Origin of the sequence: Geomicrobium sp. JCM 19055, from assembly GCF_000698185.1 — a bacterium.
Taxonomy (GTDB): domain Bacteria; phylum Bacillota; class Bacilli; order Bacillales; family Marinococcaceae; genus Geomicrobium_A; species Geomicrobium_A sediminis.
Map to the genome: position 1 here is coordinate 1 of NZ_BAXL01000036.1, position 19,130 is coordinate 19,130.

The following is a 19,130-nucleotide window of genomic DNA, read 5'->3' on the forward strand; positions in this document are numbered from 1 at the left end:
TTCGTTCAAACGTTTGAATCATCATATCATATGTCTTTACACATGAAAAAAAGCAGAGATCAACTCTGTTTATGTGTAAAGACCGTTTTAATTTCGGGTTCGGTTCGTCTATGAAGCGATTCTAAGGTTTTATGTTGCATTTTCGAAGGCAACACCCACAACTAAGAGCCACTACCCCTGCTTTTTTTAACGACTAATTCCACTTAAATCGGGCTTAGGAACGATCCCTTCATCCGCTGCCCGAAGCAGCAATTCGCGAATCGCTTTGTAGCCGTCGACCCCTAAGTCTTTCGTAAATTCGTTCACGTAAAGATCAATGTGTGAACGTGCGACGTCTTCGCTCATTTCTTGCGCATGTTCCATGACGTAGTCTTTCGAAGACTCAGGATGCTCATTCGCATAGTCAACGGACTGGCGAATCCAAGACTCAATCTGTTCATGATCTAGTCCTTTCTTCGCAATGATCGCCCCTAACGGAATGGGTGCGCCTGTATCTTCTTCCCACCACTCGCCTAAATCGACCAGTTTGTGTAAGCCATACTCTTGATACGTAAATCGTGCTTCATGAATGACTAGGCCTGCATCAACGGTTCCGGCTTGAACAGCTGGCATAATGTCATGAAATGGCATGACAACAATTTCTTTAATGTTAGCATCAATCTTCTGACGTGCCCATAATCTGAACAACATGTACGCTGTTGAACGATCACTTGGTACTGCTACACGTTTTGCAGATAAGGTTTGTGGGCTTGTTTCTTCTTTCGTAAGTAGAAGAGGACCACAACCACGTCCAAGTGCTCCTCCACATGACAGCAGTTGATACTCATCTAAGACATACGGCAGTGCCGCAAACGAGATCTTCATCACATCATGCTCATGAGGATCTCCTTCAATCGCCCACGTATTCGTCACGTCAATGTCTGCATAGGAGACGTCAAACGTTGGCGTATTTTCAATAAGCTGATGTGTAAGTGCATGAAACACATACGTATCGTTTGGACATGGTGAATAGGCAATTTTCATCGTACAACCTCCATCACTTGTTTCAATGAAGCCAATGCTTCTTTTATTTTCCATTTGTCACGTTCGCGTTTTCCTATGTAATTCGATATGGCACGAACTTCAAGGACAGGTACACCAAACTCTTCCGCTGCAGTCGCAACTCCAAAGCCTTCCATTCCTTCTGCAACCGCATCTTCATACCTTATTTGCAAACGCTTTGCTTCTTCGTCTGTACCTGTCACCGTCGATTTCGTAATAATCCTACCTGTAAATACATTCTCCAGTTCACGAAAGCGATCCACTTCATTTCTTAAACATTCAATGCTTGATGAACCAAAGCCAAGCTCTTCAACTGGGATAAATTGCTCTCCTGTGTCAGCACCCAAATCAGCTGCCTGAATGATCGTTGAGACGACAATGTCTTCCAATTGTACTTTCTCTCTAAATCCACCTGCAATGCCTGCGTTAATCACAAGGTCATAGTTTTGTTTAGCTAGTTGAATGGCGGTACGAGCGGCTGCTTGTGCAGGCCCGACACCCGCAAGCTCAACCGTCACATTAACATTTTCACGTAATCCTGCTTTTACGGCTTCTCGCTCAGCTTCAACTGCAGTCATTATTAAAATTCTACGCATATGGTTCTCTCCTAACTCATTGCCCAATCCTGTTGCCACCGCTTTGGAACATCAAGCCCAGCGTGTTTTAGTGCGACGTAATATTGTCCGGTATGAATTCCTTCATGCTGAATAGCAGTCGAAATCAACTCAGAAATTGACATCGTTTTGCCATCGTACTTCACAGACATCCGCTCTGAATACATAAACGCTTCCGCTAGACGCTCACTGCTTGCTTTTAGCATTGTTGTTACGTCAATGTCATCTGGAATCGGTTTTCCTGGAAAGACAACTTCACCCGTAAATAAAGACCTTCGGTATACTTCTCGTACCCGTATTAAATGATGAAACCATTGTCTTGGCGTCCCTATGCTTTCAATTAAAATTGTATCATACCATTCGGTTGGAATAACGTGTGTGAGCTCATCATTTAGTGATGCTGCATACACATACCCCTCTTCTGTCATCACGTTGAAGCCTCCGTTTCAAAATAACTTGCTACTTGACGCAGTTTATCAATCGCTTTCTCAATCTCATCATTGGAAAGATCTTTATGAGTGATTATACGAACGGTTTGAGGGCCAAACGTATTCGCTTTTACACCTGCTGTATATAAATGGTTCACAAATTCTTGTGCAGTACATGATAACTGAGTCGTATTGAGTAAAACAATGTTCGTGTCCACTTGATTACCCACAGTTAGTCCTCTTATTTCTTCTACCGCTTTTGCGATAAACTGTGCATGAGTGTGATCATCTTTCAACCGCTCAACCATACTTGTTAAGGCAATCTTACCTGGTGCTGCGATTACTCCAGCCTGTCTCATACCACCACCAAGGCGTTTACGCCATTTACGTGCTTTCTTAATAAAAGCTTTGTCTCCCGCAATAATAGAACCAATCGGTGCTCCGAGACCTTTAGACAAGCAGATTTGCACACTCGTAAATGGCTCTGATAATTCTTTTATATCGACACCTAAAGCAACACTTGCATTAAACAGTCTTGCTCCATCTAAGTGTGTCGGTATGCCGTAATGTTTTGCAACGTCCGTCATCTCTTTCGTTTGCTCAGGGGTAATGATTGCTCCCCCGTGGCGATTGTGTGTGTTCTCAACACAAATGAGCCCGGTTTCTGGTGCATGGACATCTTCTGAGCGAATCGCTGCTTCCAAATCTGCTTGGGCAATAAATCCGCGATCACCTAATATGGTGCGCGGTTGTACACCAGCAAACGCTGATATTGCAGCGCCTTCATAATGAAACAGATGACTTTCTTGCTCCATAATGACTTCGCTTCCTAATGCACAATGAGTCAACACTGCAATTTGATTACCTTGTGTACCGCTCGTCACGAGTAACGCTGCTTCTTTCCCTAATAGCTTTGCTGTATATTCTTCGAGATCGTTCACGGTCGGGTCTTCTTCATACACGTCATCACCAACAACTGCATCGACCATCGCTACTCTCATCGATTCGGTCGGCTTTGTGACTGTGTCACTTCTTAAATCAATCATCGTAACCCTCCTCACTTTTGTACTCATTATACTCAAAATCATCAGTAAAATCTGCGTTTAATAGGAAGGTTCTGCTATCCATTAAGATTGTCGTGCATCTTGAGTCGTTGTCGTTTATAATGCACTAATGGACAAAAATGATAGTTAGGAGTCACGCGTATGGAGTTTGGTATTCTTGCACTCTTGCCACCAGTTGTGGCTATTATTCTTGCGATCCTTACACGTAACGTCGTACCTGCATTGTTTGCTGGTGTATTTGTCGGGGCGACGATGATAAATGGTTGGAACCCTCTGCTTGGGTTATATGCTAGCTTTGAGCAGTTCATCATTCCAGCACTTGGCGATGAATGGAACGCAAATGTATTGATTTATTGTGGGCTATTCGGTGTTTTAATTGTCGTGTTTCAAACGACAGGAGGCGCACAAGCGCTTGCCAACGCATTTGCAAATCGGATTCGTTCACGAAAAGGGGCTCAAGCCTCAACAGGATTGTTAGGACTTTCTCTTTTTATTGATGATTATTTTAATGCATTAACCGTAGGTAGTGTGATGCGTTCCATCACAGATAAGCTACGCATCTCTCGCGAGAAATTAGCTTATATTGTTGATTCCACGTCTGCACCAACTTGCCTACTTGTGCCTGTTTCAACATGGGTTGTATACGTGATGGGACTAATCGGAACCGAGTTTGTTCGCATGGACATAGATCGAAGCGAATACCTCATGTACCTTGCTACAATTCCATTTAACTATTACGCGATCCTTGCCATTTTTACTGTTTTCATCGTAATTTTCTTACGCTTTGATTATGGTCCGATGGCAAAAGCTGAGCTACGTGCAGTCAAAACAGGGAAGCTCATTCGCGATGGTGGACAACCTCCAGCAGCAGATGAGATTACAGCTGCCCAACCAGCTACAGACACACCCAAATTCGCAACCTTGTCGTGCCAATGCTCGTGTTACTCGCACTTATTCCACCTCTTTTCTTATGGACAGGGAATTATCCTGAAAACAGCTTTGTCGTTGCGATTGGTGAAGCTGACGGTGGAATGTCGATTCTAATGGCTGCATTTGCAGCAATTATCGTCGCTTTGCTCATGGGTGTCTCACAGAAGATGTTCACATTTATTGAAGCGATTCACCTCGTGATGAAAGGGATTAAAGGCATGATGCTCGTCTTTGTTATCCTAATTCTCGCTTGGTCTATCGGTTCAGTATCGGCTGAAGTTGGGACCGACCAATTCCTCGTACAGCTCGCTGAACAATCCAGTCTGACACCTGCGTTAATTCCAGTTCTTATCTTTATTGCAGGAGCGATCATTGCATTCACGACCGGAACGTCTTATGGAACGTTTGCAATTATGATTCCTATTGCGATTCCACTAGCTGTTTCAATGGATATTGCGTTGCCGTTAGCCATTGCTGCTGTTTTAAGTGGAGGAATCTTTGGCGACCACTGCTCACCAATTTCTGACACGTCGGTATTATCATCAGCAGGTTCTGCCAGTGACCATATGGACCACGTTAATACACAACTTCCATATGCGATTACAGTTGGAATTACCGGCATCATCTCATTCTTTATTGCTGGTGTTACCGGTACATGGTGGATTGCCCTACTCGTGGGCCTTATCTTAACGACACTTGCCGCCTACACCTTGACCAAGCTTTGGGGGCAGAATATCCCTCGCTATACACCTGAATAATAAAAACCCCGGATGACTCACTTGTCATTCGGGGTTTCGTTTGTGTTTGATAATGCTTGTAGCAATCGTTCAGGTAATGCAAACTGCTTTTGATCGACTTGAAGAGACTTCATCGATTCTCGTGCATAATATTGTTCCTTATGTTGTTCAGACCTTCTATGAAGACCTTCCATGCGCGTATCCAATTGTGCTGCAATATCCGCCACTTCTTTTAATTCATGGCGCATGTCATTCGGTACGACTTCACCAAATTTGTAAAAGATCTTGTGTTCAAGGCTCGCCCAGAAATCCATTGCTACGGTTCGAATCTGAATTTCGACCGCAACATGCTCAACCCGATCTGACATATAGACCGGTAATTCTGCAATCAAATGCAAACTACGGTATCCATTCTCTTTTGGTGCTTGAATGTAATCTTTCACTTCAACGACACGCAAGTCTTGGTGCGCACTTAACATATCTTTAATTTTATAGATATCTTTTTGAAACGAACAATTGATTCGAATGCCTGCGATATCGTTTAATTCATTACGAATTGTCGCCAAGTTTAACGGCAATTTTTTTTCGTTGTGCTTTTTCTAGAATGCTTTCTGGTGACTTTAATCGCGTTGAAATATGCTCAATAGGATTGTAATCATGAACATATTGGAATTCTTCTTGCAGAATGTTGATCTTCGTATCCATCTCATCCAATGCGAATTTGTACGTCATCATAAACCGGGTAAGTTCAGTTTTCATTTTCTTTAAAACAGCTGGGTCGACTGGAAATGTCTGTTGTGAATGTTCCATTTAGCTCGTCCTCCTGTTACTAGAATAATGTTCTCCTCTAGAAAGTTCAACTTCCTTATTGACGCATGCTTTATCGAGCACTACACTTAGAGTGCTTTACGAGCGATGAGGGGGACAATATGGGACAGCTTTTCACTAAGATTATGGCGGTCATTGGCATTCTATTTCTTGCATTTCTCTTTACTGTTGTAGGGAGCATTACGCTTCTAATTACGGGTCAACCGCTTTTTTATTGGTATGTATTTCTAGGAACAATGGTCATACTTTTCGCACTAATGATCAGTACATATTTTGACATGTTAACATCAAAAATTCGATGGATTGGGCTTGGTGCATCACTCGTAATCGCACTTGCAATCGTCGGAATTTTCGAATTCAACGCCTATCAAACTGCACAGCTCGAGACCATTTCCGACAGTGAAGTGGACGTCTCGATTTACCAGCCGTTTGACAATAACGATCGACTTGCCACATTAGAGGAAGAATCATCGTTGTCACTCGAGCGAAACCTTCCAGTTCTAGACGGTTCAACAGCTCTTTATCCGGTTTACGCTGCTTTCGCAGAAGCGGTTTACCCAGAAGCAACATATGATTCACACTCAAGCGCTGTACGTATGACCAATACGCCGACCGCGTTTGATAGCCTTATTTACGGCGACGTTGATATTATTTTCACTCCAGCTCCTTCAGAGCAACAACGACAAACAGCTGAAGAACAAAGCGTAGAATTTGAATTAACACCGATTGGACGAGAAGCGTTTGTCTTTTTCGTAAATCAAGAGCAAAACGTTCACTCCCTGACACTTGAACAAATTCAAGATATATACGCAGGTGAGGTAACGAATTGGAATGAAGTAAGCGCGGCAAGTGGTACGATACAAGCCTTTCAACGACCAGAAGGCAGCGGCTCTCAAACCGCCTTGCAACGACTAATGGGCGATCGTGCGCTTATGGAGCCACCATCTGAACAATTAATCAGCGGAATGGGTGGCATCTTACAAGAAACATCGGACTACCGAAATCACCAAAACGCGATCGGTTTCTCATTTCGTTACTACGTGACAGAAATGAACAAAACAGACGGCATTCGCTTACTTGAAGTGAATGACATTGACCCGTCAAAAGAAAACATTGCGGCTGGGACGTACCCGATTACAGCTGATTTTTATGCGATCACTCGTCAAGGAGAAGAAACAGAGGAAGTGCACCAACTAATTGAATGGATGACAGGACCCGAGGGACAGGAACTAATTGAAAAAACAGGTTATGCGCCACTCGTTGAAGGAGAATCGGAACAATGAATCGGATGCGAACACCGATGATCGGATCTCTAAGTTTGTTTTTTTGCAAATGCTGCACTTTTTATCATCGTTTCGCTAACTTCAATCCTATTGGCAGTCTTCTTCTTTCCGATCATTTTGCTGATTGGGGCATTTGTTGGGGTCATCATGAGCGTTCGTGTTTGGCTGCTGTTTCGCCGTCAATGGCAGCCTTTACCGACCGCTAAGCGCCTAGCAATGGCTGTGGCAGGAAGTAGTTCGTATCTAATGATGGTGGGGATTGGCGTGTACGTCTATTCATTGACTGCCTATGACCCTTACTACTCCATTGATTTATTTATGTTAAGTAGCTTATTTACAATTCCAATCATTGCTTTCGTTTGTTCTGTCTATTTTACGACGTTCACACGATTTCGAATGATCCCAATAGGCGTCGGAAGTATCATGATGATTGCAACATCATTTATGATCACAAGCTACGTCACAAATCCCGTATTATCTATTCAACATACAGGGCTTACATTAGGATCCTATTCCTTATATGAAGAGATCACAACATACGATCATTTAGTTGAAATTCCAGATGAAGAATGGTCACAAGGAACACGCATTTATGCGGATACGATGGATGAAGCCATCGATCGACAGTTAACGATTGTGACGAGCAATAACGACGTGACGAGTATTTATAGTTCAGTAAGTGGTGCTCAAACAGAAGTTGGCGTTGGCGTTCACAGCATGTTTGATGAGGTTTTTGCAGCGTACGGACCCGTGCGCCTTTCTTATGATCATGAAATGCTCGTTCATTCAGCCACATATGAAGATGATGAGCATCGACTTACGTTTTATGCGCAAAACGATTCTGTGCCTGACATCATTACTAGCGTTCACCTCGAAAAAAAGCAAAGGCCATAATGACCTTTGCTTTTCCTACTCTTGCTCATAATTAAGTTCAAAATCCTTTACATACGCTTGCGGTGTCATAATTGCTTTGCCGTTAAACTCATCAAGCGGCTGTTCATTTTGTACACGTTTTGGGGTATCTGGATTCGCGAGTGCTTGTCTAGCAACTCCGATAAAATCAGCTTGGTCTTGTTCAAGAACTCGTGATGCTTTCTTTGGATCACCAAGGTCACCACACGTAATAATTGGCTTATTGCTATACGCTTCGCAGCTTCTGCCATCGTTTTCGTACCTTCACCAAATCCAGGTGTGGAGGCATCATCGTCAGAGATGTGAATATAGTCGACACTCGTTTTTCCAAGTTCGCTAAAAATGATCTTTGCATCCTCTTCGCCACCTGGCCACTTGTATGAACCGTTTGTTGCTTTAAGTTGAGAGATCCGAATACCGAGCATCATCGTATCGCCAACCGCTTTGCGAACGTCGGCAATGATTTCTTTTAAGAACCGAACACGATTTAACACACTGCCTCCGTACTCATCTTCACGGTGATTGCTTACTTCTGACAAGAACTCATCAAGCAAGTAACCATTTGCGCCGTGAAGTTCTACGCCACTAAAGTCTGCTTGTTGTGCGAAAAGAGCTGACTGCACAAATCCCTCTCGTACTTGCTTCATATCTTCGACCGTTAACGCTTTTGCTGTAGGGAACGGACCACTTCCGTAATAAACTTCAACCTTATCTGATGGTGGTGAGAATTCCGAAGGAGCGACCGTTTCGTCTGTATAATAGTTTCCTTGTGTTTGTGCACCACCGTGCATGAGCTGAGCAATCATTAAAGCACCATGCTCTTTGACGCTTTTAACGATTGGTGCCCAGGCAGTTGCATGCTTTTCAGTCGCTAAACCACCTTGATAACGATACGCTTGGCTATGCATCGTATCAGGATAGACTCCTTCAGTAATAACCGCAGCAAAGCCTCCCTTTGCAAATCGCTCATAATACTTGTGCATTCGTTCATTCGGCGTGCCGTCTTCTTCGGCGCTTACTCGCGTCATCGGGGCTACAATATATCGATTGCTTAGAATATGATTACCAATCTTTCCTTGATCGAATAACTTGGACACTACTCATCACCTATGCTTTCCTTAAGGTTCTCCTACACACTTACCTGATTCTATATTGTTTTAAACCTCTCTAAACTGCTTTGCTCGTAGGAACACGATAAACCATATGAGTAATCCTGCAACACCAAGGCCAAATAAGACGAGTTGCACAGATACGCCTGTTGCAACGAGTCCAGTTACAAGACCGTATGAAACGGGATCAAACCCGTTCATAGCTAGAAAAATAATGCTCATCACTCGACCCATAATGTGGCCATCTGTATTCTCCTGAGCAACTGTAAAGAACGGAATATAAACAAACACCATTGAAAAACCGATGAAGAAAATAAAGATCGTCAACCACGTTAAGCTTGGGACGAGTGCAAAAATGATAAACAAAACGAGAGAAGCAAGTAAACCGTATAAGGTCATCGCACCACGACGTCGTTTAATCGTATACGCACCAAGAATAATACTCCCTAAAAGCATCCCAACTCCTAGACTTGCTTCCATAAAGCTTAAGTTCAACGGTGAACCCCCATGTGTGTCAACAAGGAGTGGGATCGCGACGTGTAGCGCACCAAACACGAAGAAATTCAAGGTAATTAAGACGACAAGTCCAATTAGTAAAAAGTTCGAACTACGGACATAATGAAAACCATCTTTCAAGTCTTGTAACGGACTTTGAGAGATTCTCTCCCCGACTGCTGCTTCTTTAATGAGCGGTGGGAAAATAAAGATCGCTGAGAAAAACACGAGAATCGTCGCTACAAGAAAACTTCCTGCAATACTTACCGTTTCCATCATTAAACCTGCAATGATTGGACCGATAATAAATGAGATTTGGTCTGCACCTTGGAAAACGGCATTTGCTCGTTGCAATTGCTTTTTCGCAACAATCTTTGGAATGAGTGACGTACTTGCCGGTCCAAAGAAAGCATCAAGCATACCAAATAGACCTGCTAAAATTAATAAAATCGTTAACGTCAAGTTGTCATTTGCCACAAACAAGTACAAAACAAATAAAAGAACCCCTTGAGTTAGGTTCGTAATAAACATAATCGTCGTTTTTTTTATATTTATCAGCAACAACCCCACCAAAAACCATCATAACTAACCGGGGAATGGTCGCTGCCATTAATACTAAACCGACTGCCATTGCCGAATCCATCTCTGTCACTGCGAACCACGATACAGTGGTCAAAAACATACTAAAACCAACAACAGCAAAAATACCCGCGATGAACATTAATACAAATGTACGATTGCGCATTAAAGGCATTTCTTCAGGCATCATTTTCACTCCTTACTCTTTACACAGACCGAACGGTCGGTCTATACTATATGACAGAAATCGATTACCGTCAAGGAGAAGATTTTATGAAGGAAAAAGTTATTATCGAATCAGCGAAACAGCTCTTTATCGAAAAGGGTTTTAAAGAAACGTCAATGAATGACATCGTCAAAGCTTCAAACAGTAGTAAAGGTAATCTCTATCATCATTTCAAAAACAAAGACGCTTTATTCCTTAGAATATTAAAAGAAGACAATCAATCTTGGTCCGAAGAATGGCACAAAGAAGAACAAAATTATACGACGGCGGAAGAGAAGCTGTATGCCTTTGCAGATTATAACGCCAAAAAAAGATGCTTACGATCCGCTACGCGTTGCTGCTGGGGAATTCTATGCACGAATGGCTGTGTCCAAAGAGATTTATGAACAGGTTATCGAAATAAACGATCAATATAACCGATGTTTTGAAGATCTACTTAGACTCGGTCATGAGCAAGGAGAATGGACAATTGAAGACCCTGCTGAAATTAGCTTTTTAGCTGGCGCATTTTTTTACCGGGGTTGAGATTTATATGAGTGAGGAATCCATTGAAGACCGTATTAAAACGTATCGCAAAGCGGCCTCGCTGATCTTACGAAGTTTATAAGTTGAGAACCATAAAAAAACTCATAGGCCAGCTCGACCTATGAGTCCATGTTCGTCACGATTCAATTGTAATCGTTTCAATGATTGGTACTTCACCTTCAACAGGTGTCTCTCCAGAAACCTCAGTAGCAGCAATATCTTCAACAACTTCCATCCCACTAGTCACTTCTCCAAATGCAGCATACTCACCATCTAGGGATGGATGGTCGCCGACCATAATGAAGAATTGTGAACTCGCTGAGTTCGGATCTGGTGTTCTTGCCATTGAAATGACACCTTCTGTATGATCCAACGGGTTGTCAAAGTCATTGGCAGCAAATTCTCCAGAGATCGTGTCTGGTGAACCTCCTTGTCCTGAACCTTCAGGATCTCCACCTTGGACCATAAAACCAGGTATGATGCGATGGAACGTTAAACCGTCATAAAAACCATCTTCTGCAAGTGTAACGAAGTTCTCAACTGTTTCTGGCGCGTTATTCGGATACAACTCAAGAACAACTTCTCCGCCGCCCTCCATAACCATAACTGCCTCAATGGCATCGCTACGATCCACTTCGGTGTCCGTGTCAGCTGAAGATTCTTCAGGTTCCTCTTGATCAGCTTCATCTTGGGCAACGTCTTCATCACCTGAAGATTCATCAAGACCTTCTTCCTCTGCAGTACCACAAGCCGCAAGCACTAATAATGGTGCGATCCCCATTACTTGCATCCATTTTTTCCGCACATTACTCACCCTCATTTGTCATTAGATCGTACGCATCTATTCTATCAAAAATTTGATAGAATAAACGTGAGGTGACCGCATGTTACGAAAAACTTTAGTTTTTGTAGTACTTTTAACTCTATTCTTAGTAGCCCTTTTATATGGTGAATCGTTCGCTGCTTGGCTGGATGCAGGCGGTACAGAATCAATTCTACTCACCGCATTGATTGCGACATTACTTTCCCTATTCCCAGTCATTCCTTACCCAATTATCGGAGGAATACTAGGTGCTATATATGGACCTTACCTTGGTAGTCTCGTTACTTGGATTGGATCTTCACTTGCTTCAATCGTCATGTTTGTCTTTATTCGTTATGGCTATCAAGACTCGGTCAACGCATTCTAAATCGCTATACGACACTTTCTAAGCTCAATTTGTTATTTGAGCGTAACGCCTTTATGACGATCTTCTTAACACGACTCATTCCAATCGTCCCTTCCATTATCGTCAACGTCTATAGTGCGTTAAGTCGCGTCGGTTTTCTTACGTATACCATGGCCTCATCGATTGGGAAAATCCCTTCTATGATTCTATTTGCAACGGTAGGAAGTACGATCGTCACGAACCCTATCGGCCTTATTTATGTTGCAATTTTCTATGGATTGTTCCTTTTACTCGTCTATGCAGGCTACCGTTTTTTTTCGTCCGCTACACTTTGAAAACATGAACACGTTTTTGAGTAAACGTAAAGATTCGATAACAACCATATCCAATGATTGCACCTGCGGTATTTAAGATCAGATCATCCACGTCCGCCACTCGAAATGTAAACGAGAACTGATACAATTCAATACTTAATGAGAACAAAACGCTAATTACGATCACTTTCCAAAGTGATCGTAATTTCTTTAAAAGATAAGGTACAAAAAAACCCAAACGGAACGAACAGAAGAACATTTCCAATTAGAATTTTGATCGGATCAATAACATCAGGACTAAACACACCAATTCGATAGATACTTCGAAATGGAATGAGGTTGTAATGCCTTCCACCCGGACCATCTGGCCTAATGAAGCCCCGTAATTCCATGCAAACATCGTAATATACAGAACAGCCACGATATACAGGCTAAACATGACCCATGCAAAACTCCGATTCATACTTACCCACTCCACGAATGAGACTGTACACTAGCCTATGCTTGGCAACCTCAACTCATGTACATGGACAAAAGACAAACCGACCTCTCCATCATCCAGAGAAGTCGGTTTTAATTCTACAAGTTATCATTTTTATCGAGCGTTTCACGCCAACGAATTAAATCGTCAATCACTTCTTCAAATGGCTTATCGAACGGATAATCTTTCATTGCCATCGTTTTCTCTTGTTCAGACATTCGAATCCACGTATTCTTAAGCTCCATGCCTTCTCGCGTAAAGTTGACAAGTTCATATTTAAAACTACTCATCGTATTCACCTGCTTTCACTTTGATCTTGTTTTTCTACATTCATGTACTCTTCTTTGTTCTGGGTTTGACGGCGGATCAGCATAAAAGCAGCAATCCATAAAAGAACGAGTAAACTCGTTACCGTAATACCAAACCCTGTCATCTGAAACGTCATCGCATGATACACAAATAATGCAATCGTAAGAACAAGACCAAACGCGTTCACAATGTTGAGCGCACGTAATTCCTTTCGCTCTGGTGTAGATAAGGGCTCAACAATCAAAAAGAATATTGAACCCATCACCAGAAAATAACTACCTAGTAAAAACAAGAGTGCGTCGGTTTGTACATACACTGGGTTAAGCAGCGTCAACAAAACGAATACGAGCCGAGCAACATGAGGTAAAACCCACCGCGCAACGTTAACGTGCGCTCATGTGTGGTCTGCTCTCTTGGTGTCTCTGTCATCGAATCACCCCGATAACTACTACATACCCAGAAACAAAAAACGTAAAACGCCTATTCTGACGTTTTAACGTTTTCGTTTACTTTATTCTCTTAATTACACCCATTAAGAAATGCTTCCTGTTTTCATTCGCTCACGCACGAGGTAAAGTGCTGGAACGACGAGTAATGTCAGAACCGCTGAGAACAGCGCACCTGATACGATCGTAATTCCAAGCGGTTGGAAGAGCGTGCTATTTCCTAAAGCGACTGGCATTAAGCCAGCAATCGTCGTTAATGACGTGAGAACGACAGGTCGGAATCGTTGTTCCGCAGCAAGAATAACTGCATCCCGAGCACCTAGCCCTTCTTTTCGTCTCTGTTCAATAAACTCAATCAAGACGATCCCATTTCTTACAACAATCCCTGCTAAACTTACGCCACCCATAAGCGACATAAAACCAAGACCTGTCTGAGTAATAAATAGTCCGATCATCGCACCTGAAAAAGCGAGATAGACACCACTTAAAATAATAAATGGAATACTAATGGAATAAAATTGAATGAGCATGACGATAAAGATCAGAAACACGACGACAATAAAGATTTGACCGATTTGAATAAACACGTCGGTCCGCTCTGCTGTTTCGCCTCCGATGTTAATCGCAACAGCGTCATCTTCTAAGGCAGCAATCTCTTCTTCTACTTGAGCAATAATGTCATCCGCACTAGCATCCCCAGGAAATGCCCGTACTGTAATCATACGTTCTCCATCTTTTCGTGGAATTCTCGGCTGAATTGACTCTTCATCAATCGTTACGAACTCACTTAACGCAACTTCATCCGTCATTCCTTCAAGCGTCATCGTTTCAAGTAGGTCAAGTTCATCTCCTTCAATGTACAATTGCCAATCAAGTAAATCACCATCAACGTCAAAATCACCTAATGGGACTCCTTCACCGATCGCGGCGAGCATTTCGCTCACTTCACTCGCTGTGATGTTGTTGTCTTCTAATTCATCTCGGTCCAGTTCAACTTGATAAGAATTAACAGCTGTTCCAACGTCATCATCAACGTTGACAACCCTTCTGTGTTTAGAAGAATTGATTGTACTTCACTGCTCGTATCCATTAAATCTGTAATGGAATCACCAGAGATCTCAACAGCAATCGGTGCACCTACTGGTGGTCCTGATTCAATAATGGATACTTCATAGGATTCTAGTTCTGGGAACTCATCAGGCAGCTGTTCGCTCCAATAATTCATTGCCTCACGCGCTTCAATATCTTCTTTATTTATATAAATAAGGAAGTTAACGAGGTTCTCACTTTCCTCTCCTCCCCCATCGCTACCAAAAAGTCGAGGAATGTTCGTACCCGTAAAGCTTGAGACCGAGTCAACGAAGCTTTCATCAGCGAGCCATGCTTCAACCGACTTCGAGTACTCTTCACTTTCTTCTAATGGCGTACCGTTCGCAAGTGAAGCTTCAATAAAGACTTCCTCACGGTCCGAGTCTGGGAAGAATTCAATCGGAATGAATGGAATCAATAGAAAAGCTGCTGTACCGATTGCTAATCCACCAAATGCAACGAAAAATGGTCGCCTTACGACTCTTTCCATAATTTTAGTTCGATAGCCCGCCGATGCTTTTTCAAACCATGATCCAAGAAGTCCTGCAGGTTTACGTTCTTTATCTTCAGGTCGTTTCTTCTCTCTCCACAGTCGATAGATCGGTATAATTAACAAGCTTACGAGCGTTGAAGCAATAATTGCTCCGATAAGCACGAGTGGTAATGGTCGAATAAATTCCCCAGCGCCACCAGGTAAGAACAAGATTGGGAAAAACGTGAACACAACAACAATGGTTGATGTGACAACCGACCAGAACACTTCTTTCGTTCCTTTATACGCGGCCTCTTTCGGACTTTTCCCTTCACGTAATTGACGCTCGATGTTGTCGTTTACGACAATACCGTCATCAACCAAAATCGCTAGTACGATAATATAGCCAATTAAAGAAATCTGGTTTAGACCGACACCTAAAAACGGCATGATGATCGAACCGATACTTAATGAAATCGGTATAGCAATCGCAACGCTCAGTGCTGAACCAGGACGTAAGCCAAGTGAACAAACGAACAGTACTGCAGCAACTGCAATAAGGAACGAAATCGCTAAATCTAAAAAGAGTTCAGAAACTAAGTCTGCTTGTGTGTACAACAAGTTCGCTTCTGTGCCAGATGGCAAGGCCTCATTTATTTGATCGACAAAAGTGTCGAGTTGAGCCTGTGCTTCTGGCACACTGCTACCGGAAGCAAGTGTGAACGTTAAGGCTATTGAGGATTCGCCTTCATAATGAACGGACTCCTCTTGTTCCATCCATTGAACTGTCATTTCGCCAACGTCTTGTAAGCGTAACAGCTCACCTTCATCGTCAACGCCAATCGGAACCTCATTCATTTCCTCAACGGTTGCGTAATTGTTCAAATCCACAGGAAAGACTTGGTTATCATCTTGCCATTCACCGATTGGTGTTAATTCAACTTCACCGTTTAATGCGCCGATTACTTGTCCAAAAGTCAGACCGTTTTCTTCTAACAAGTCTGCATCTAAGTTCACAGCGACTTCTTGCTCTACTGAACCTTGGACATCAAGGCCAACAAGATCTGGATAGCTTCGAATGTCATCTGCAGCACGATCCAACACATCTTCAATCGCAGCGCGCTCTTCTTCATCTGAGAAAAGAATATGATATGTAGCTAGTCCTTGATCGCCTACACTCGTATTGAAGCTTGGACTCATACTTGCATCAGGAAACTGCCCTGACACACTTTGAATGCTTTGACTAAGCTCATTCCAAACGACCGACGTGTTCTCGACACTTTCGTCGAGTTCAATCGTAAGTAAAGAAAGTCCCGGTGCTGACACCGATTCAAACGATTCAATCTCATCGTATTGTTGCAGTTCGTTCTCGATTGGAACGGTAATCTGTTGCTCAATTTCTTCCGCTGTACTTCCAGGATAAACCGTCGTCACCTGACCAATTGGAGGTGAAAATTCTGGAATCTCCCGCTGCGGCAATTGAGAGAAACTGATCGCACCGACGATTGTAAGCATTAGAAAGAATAATAGCGTGATCTTCGGTCGATTAATTAACCATTTCATAAACTTCCCCTTTTCTATTTGCACTCATCGCAGAAGTATACCCGCATTTTGTCCATAACTAAACCTTTTTCTAGTAAGCCTAACGTTTATAACGAAGTTAATCGTTTATTGATCATCATCTACGACTCGGTAAATGTACCCACCATTTTTCTCTAAAAGTTGTTCCGCTTCATCCTTTGAAACTTGTAACAACCCCATCACAATCGCTACCTTTGGTTTTTTTCCAGACGTTTTAAAGAGTAGATCTGCCTGTTGCTCATCACAGTCTGTTGCGTATTGAATCATCGCTTTACTTCTCTCAATGAGTTTCTTATTTACCGGTTGTACGTCTACCATTAAGTTCTCATACACTTTCCCTAATTGAATCATTGTAGCTGTCGTAATCATATTCAACACGAGCTTTTGAGAAGTACCTGCCTTCATTCGCGTTGAACCCATCACCACTTCTGGACCTACATCAATGGCAAGTACGTGATCACCATACTCGTGTAATGGGGCATTTTGATTATTCGTAAAGGCAATCGTTTTAGCACCTAATTCTTGAGCTTTTTTTTAAAGCACCAATCACGTAAGACGCACCACCACTTGCTGTAATTCCCATTACCACATCTGCTGATGTGATGTGACGACTAACGATCTCTTCGGATCCGAGTGCTTCGTTGTCTTCTACGTTTTCTATGGCACGAAAAACAGCCTGCTCGCCACCTGCAATAATGGCTTGAACGAGTTCTGGACTTGTGCCATACGTTGGTGGAATTTCAGAAGCATCCAACACCCCAATTCTCCCACTCGTTCCTGCTCCTACATAAAATAAACGTCCACCCTGTTTCATTTGGGCAACGACTGTTTTCACAATCTCAGCAATCACCTGGGTATGTTTTGCAATGGAGACAGGAACTTGTTGATCCTCAGCATTAATCGTTTCAAGTATTTCTTCGACCGATTGTCGATCAATGTTTTCAGAACGGGAATTGCGACCTTCAGTAACGAGCTTGGGCCTCTTCATTTGTACACTTCCTTTTCATAAAAAAAATTTCAATGACCTGTACACAAGTAACTATACCGAGTGGTATACAAGTACATAAGCTACACAGAGGTGATGAGAAGGTGATCCATGAATTGCGACTGAGACCAGACCTTTCAGGGTACAACATCGGAAAAGGAACGTACGCTGCAACGAACTTTCAAGTCTTTTCTTGGGGAGAGGGTACGAAACTTTCCATCGGCAATTATTGCTCAATATCAAGTGATGTGAAAATTCTACTTGGTGGCGAACATCGAAGTGATTGGGTAACAACCTATCCTTTCTCTGTTCTTGATCCACATAAACACCACATCGGTCATCCACAATCAAAAGGAAACGTCACGATCGGACACGACGTATGGATTGCAATGGGAGCATCCATCTTGTCAGGTGTAACCATCGGTAATGGCGCAATCATAGCAGCCTTTAGCAACGTAACGAAGGACGTTCCTCCTTATTCCGTTGTCGGTGGCAATCCAGCTAAACTTATTCGTAAACGATTTGATGATCACGTCATTCAAGCACTAGAACAAATCTCTTGGTGGTCATGGGAAGATGATAAGATCTCTGAAGCAATGCCTTATTTATTAAATCAAGATATTGAGCGTTTTATTGAATTGTATAACTAACAGATGAAACAAAAATCTGCTAAGAACGTTGTGCTCTAAGCAGATTTGTTTTCACTCTATGTTCAACACCCCATCACTAGAACACGTTATGCCGAAAATAGAATTAAGTTCAGTGCAGCAACGAGTACGAGAATCATCGCAAAACGGCGCACCCACATTTGATTGACGACCGCAAATAGCTTTAAACCAAGAATTGTTCCAATCACAACTGCAACCGTTCCGACTAGAAAATATCCAATAAAATCAACGTTAAAGTCGCCATTGATCGCATGTAAGCTAATTGAAAATGTACTTACGAGTAACGTTACAAATTGCACGTTAGCAAGATACTTGAATTTATTTGATGCAAATACCATCAGAAAATAAAAGACGAAAAACGGTCCACCCACACCGAACAATCCTCCGATAAACCCACCGAAGAAACCTAACGTCACGGTCTGAATCATCGTCACGTCTTGATCTTTTGGACCCGCAGATCTTTCACGCATAAACATGAAGATGACCATGCCAATTAAAAACAAGCCTAAGTATAGCTGTAAAATGTCTAAATCTCCGTAACTTGTGAGAATAAAGAAAGCAACGATCCGACCTAAGAGCGCAAAAATAAAAATCTTTCGGACACTTTTCCATTCAATATATTGATAGTTTTTTATAATGACTGTGACCGCTGCGATAATAAGTAATGAAATAACGAGTAACGTGCTTTCTTTTACCGTAAGAAATAGAGGTAAAAAGGCCATCATAACAAGCCCAATTCCAAATCCACTAATCCCTTGAACAATAGCTCCGACGAGTACAATGAGAAATATGATCAAAAACTCAATCATGCATATCAGCTCAAATCTGTGATGTTTTCTTTATTT

At 42.4% G+C, this 19,130-nt stretch carries 22 protein-coding genes and 4 pseudogenes; 9 read left to right on the top strand and 17 right to left on the bottom strand.

The features are described 5' to 3' along the window. Positions 1-186: 186 nt before the first annotated feature. Genes JCM19055_RS21655 through JCM19055_RS21670 form a run of 4 tightly spaced genes read right to left on the bottom strand, consistent with a single transcriptional unit; the run spans position 187 to position 3,129 of the window. A complete protein-coding gene (locus tag JCM19055_RS21655; protein ID WP_042361312.1) occupies positions 187-1,023 on the bottom strand; it encodes a 1,4-dihydroxy-6-naphthoate synthase in 837 nt (278 codons plus the stop codon). Beyond that, positions 1,020-1,637: a futalosine hydrolase gene (locus JCM19055_RS21660; protein ID WP_042361314.1), complete on the bottom strand. Its 618-nt coding sequence runs from the start codon at positions 1,635-1,637 to the stop codon at positions 1,020-1,022. Before JCM19055_RS21660 ends, JCM19055_RS21655 begins: the two co-directional genes overlap by 4 nt. Positions 1,638-1,648: 11 nt before the next feature. Continuing rightward, positions 1,649-2,086, bottom strand: a complete 438-nt coding sequence (locus JCM19055_RS21665; RefSeq protein ID WP_152550022.1) for a DinB family protein — start codon at positions 2,084-2,086, stop codon at positions 1,649-1,651. Beyond that, a complete protein-coding gene (locus JCM19055_RS21670; protein ID WP_042361318.1) occupies positions 2,083-3,129 on the bottom strand; it encodes a low specificity L-threonine aldolase in 1,047 nt (348 codons plus the stop codon). The genes JCM19055_RS21665 and JCM19055_RS21670 overlap by 4 nt, the downstream gene beginning before the upstream one ends. Before the next feature lie 159 nt (positions 3,130-3,288). Between JCM19055_RS21670 and JCM19055_RS30770 the strand changes: the two genes are divergently transcribed. Continuing rightward, complete coding sequence (locus JCM19055_RS30770; protein WP_052366649.1) at positions 3,289-4,191, top strand: Na+/H+ antiporter NhaC family protein; 903 nt, start codon at positions 3,289-3,291, stop codon at positions 4,189-4,191. Next, positions 4,080-4,835, top strand: a complete 756-nt coding sequence (locus JCM19055_RS30775) for a Na+/H+ antiporter NhaC family protein (RefSeq protein ID WP_265182459.1) — start codon at positions 4,080-4,082, stop codon at positions 4,833-4,835. The genes JCM19055_RS30770 and JCM19055_RS30775 overlap by 112 nt, the downstream gene beginning before the upstream one ends. A gap of 17 nt (positions 4,836-4,852) precedes the next feature. Here the strand turns inward: JCM19055_RS30775 and JCM19055_RS21685 are convergent. Continuing rightward, a pseudogene (locus JCM19055_RS21685) lies at positions 4,853-5,624 on the bottom strand (GTP pyrophosphokinase family protein). A 65-nt stretch (positions 5,625-5,689) separates the two neighbouring features. On the opposite strand from JCM19055_RS21685, the gene JCM19055_RS21690 reads away from it, so the two are divergent. Next, positions 5,690-6,925 (top strand): PstS family phosphate ABC transporter substrate-binding protein, encoded by a 1,236-nt coding sequence (locus JCM19055_RS21690; protein ID WP_081833892.1) that lies wholly within the window; start codon positions 5,690-5,692, stop codon positions 6,923-6,925. Between the two features lie 147 nt (positions 6,926-7,072). Beyond that, positions 7,073-7,819, top strand: coding sequence for a hypothetical protein (locus JCM19055_RS21695; RefSeq protein ID WP_042361321.1), 747 nt, complete (start codon positions 7,073-7,075; stop codon positions 7,817-7,819). 15 nt (positions 7,820-7,834) lie between these two features. Here the strand turns inward: JCM19055_RS21695 and JCM19055_RS30780 are convergent, their stop codons facing one another. The 4 genes and pseudogenes from JCM19055_RS30780 to JCM19055_RS32505 all read right to left on the bottom strand — a co-directional run bounded on the left by JCM19055_RS30780 (position 7,835) and on the right by JCM19055_RS32505 (position 10,207). Then, positions 7,835-8,053, bottom strand: coding sequence for a hypothetical protein (locus JCM19055_RS30780; RefSeq protein WP_370543279.1), 219 nt, complete (start codon positions 8,051-8,053; stop codon positions 7,835-7,837). A gap of 218 nt (positions 8,054-8,271) precedes the next feature. Then, a pseudogene (locus JCM19055_RS30785) lies at positions 8,272-8,934 on the bottom strand (NADH:flavin oxidoreductase); the annotation flags it as partial. A gap of 60 nt (positions 8,935-8,994) precedes the next feature. Continuing rightward, entirely contained in the window at positions 8,995-9,972 is a 978-nt protein-coding gene (locus JCM19055_RS21705; protein WP_370543274.1) for an MFS transporter, read from the bottom strand. After that, positions 9,908-10,207, bottom strand: coding sequence for an MFS transporter (locus JCM19055_RS32505; RefSeq protein ID WP_370543275.1), 300 nt, complete (start codon positions 10,205-10,207; stop codon positions 9,908-9,910). Before JCM19055_RS32505 ends, JCM19055_RS21705 begins: the two co-directional genes overlap by 65 nt. An 86-nt stretch (positions 10,208-10,293) precedes the next feature. Between JCM19055_RS32505 and JCM19055_RS21710 the strand changes: the two genes are divergently transcribed. Next, the gene (locus JCM19055_RS21710) at positions 10,294-10,632 is read left to right on the top strand and encodes a TetR/AcrR family transcriptional regulator (protein ID WP_052366650.1); all 339 of its coding nucleotides are present in this window, start codon (positions 10,294-10,296) and stop codon (positions 10,630-10,632) included. Beyond that, a complete protein-coding gene (locus JCM19055_RS25990; protein WP_265182460.1) occupies positions 10,607-10,771 on the top strand; it encodes a TetR family transcriptional regulator C-terminal domain-containing protein in 165 nt (54 codons plus the stop codon). Before JCM19055_RS21710 ends, JCM19055_RS25990 begins: the two co-directional genes overlap by 26 nt. A 136-nt stretch (positions 10,772-10,907) precedes the next feature. Here the strand turns inward: JCM19055_RS25990 and JCM19055_RS21715 are convergent, their stop codons facing one another. Next, positions 10,908-11,576, bottom strand: a complete 669-nt coding sequence (locus JCM19055_RS21715) for a peptidylprolyl isomerase (protein ID WP_265182461.1) — start codon at positions 11,574-11,576, stop codon at positions 10,908-10,910. Between the two features lie 79 nt (positions 11,577-11,655). Here JCM19055_RS21715 and JCM19055_RS30790 point away from each other — a divergent pair, with 79 nt between their 5' ends. Together JCM19055_RS30790 and JCM19055_RS30795 are read left to right on the top strand one after the other, a co-directional pair. Next, positions 11,656-11,961, top strand: coding sequence for a hypothetical protein (locus JCM19055_RS30790; protein ID WP_265182462.1), 306 nt, complete (start codon positions 11,656-11,658; stop codon positions 11,959-11,961). Between the two features lie 29 nt (positions 11,962-11,990). Beyond that, positions 11,991-12,275 (top strand): VTT domain-containing protein, encoded by a 285-nt coding sequence (locus JCM19055_RS30795; protein ID WP_265182463.1) that lies wholly within the window; start codon positions 11,991-11,993, stop codon positions 12,273-12,275. Here the strand turns inward: JCM19055_RS30795 and JCM19055_RS30800 are convergent. The 6 genes and pseudogenes from JCM19055_RS30800 to JCM19055_RS32515 form a co-directional block, all read right to left on the bottom strand. After that, a pseudogene (locus tag JCM19055_RS30800) lies at positions 12,265-12,646 on the bottom strand (VanZ family protein). The gene JCM19055_RS30795 and the pseudogene JCM19055_RS30800 overlap by 11 nt on opposite strands. A 187-nt stretch (positions 12,647-12,833) precedes the next feature. Then, the gene (locus tag JCM19055_RS21735) at positions 12,834-13,025 is read right to left on the bottom strand and encodes a hypothetical protein (RefSeq protein ID WP_152550023.1); all 192 of its coding nucleotides are present in this window, start codon (positions 13,023-13,025) and stop codon (positions 12,834-12,836) included. Positions 13,026-13,030: 5 nt separating this feature from the next. Next, entirely contained in the window at positions 13,031-13,381 is a 351-nt protein-coding gene (locus JCM19055_RS21740; protein ID WP_042361326.1) for a hypothetical protein, read from the bottom strand. 195 nt (positions 13,382-13,576) lie between these two features. Beyond that, positions 13,577-16,614, bottom strand: a pseudogene (locus tag JCM19055_RS21750) (efflux RND transporter permease subunit). A 105-nt stretch (positions 16,615-16,719) separates the two neighbouring features. After that, positions 16,720-17,136: a hypothetical protein gene (locus tag JCM19055_RS32510; RefSeq protein WP_370543280.1), complete on the bottom strand. Its 417-nt coding sequence runs from the start codon at positions 17,134-17,136 to the stop codon at positions 16,720-16,722. A gap of 4 nt (positions 17,137-17,140) precedes the next feature. Beyond that, on the bottom strand, positions 17,141-17,620 hold the full coding sequence (locus tag JCM19055_RS32515; protein ID WP_370543276.1) for an N-acetylmuramic acid 6-phosphate etherase: 480 nt from the start codon (positions 17,618-17,620) through the stop codon (positions 17,141-17,143). A gap of 104 nt (positions 17,621-17,724) precedes the next feature. On the opposite strand from JCM19055_RS32515, the gene JCM19055_RS21760 reads away from it, so the two are divergent. Next, a complete protein-coding gene (locus JCM19055_RS21760) occupies positions 17,725-18,267 on the top strand; it encodes a CatB-related O-acetyltransferase (RefSeq protein WP_042361353.1) in 543 nt (180 codons plus the stop codon). A gap of 86 nt (positions 18,268-18,353) precedes the next feature. Here JCM19055_RS21760 and JCM19055_RS21765 read toward each other — a convergent pair whose 3' ends face one another. Beyond that, complete coding sequence (locus JCM19055_RS21765; RefSeq protein ID WP_042361334.1) at positions 18,354-19,094, bottom strand: sulfite exporter TauE/SafE family protein; 741 nt, start codon at positions 19,092-19,094, stop codon at positions 18,354-18,356. Between the last annotated feature and the right edge of the window lie 36 nt (positions 19,095-19,130).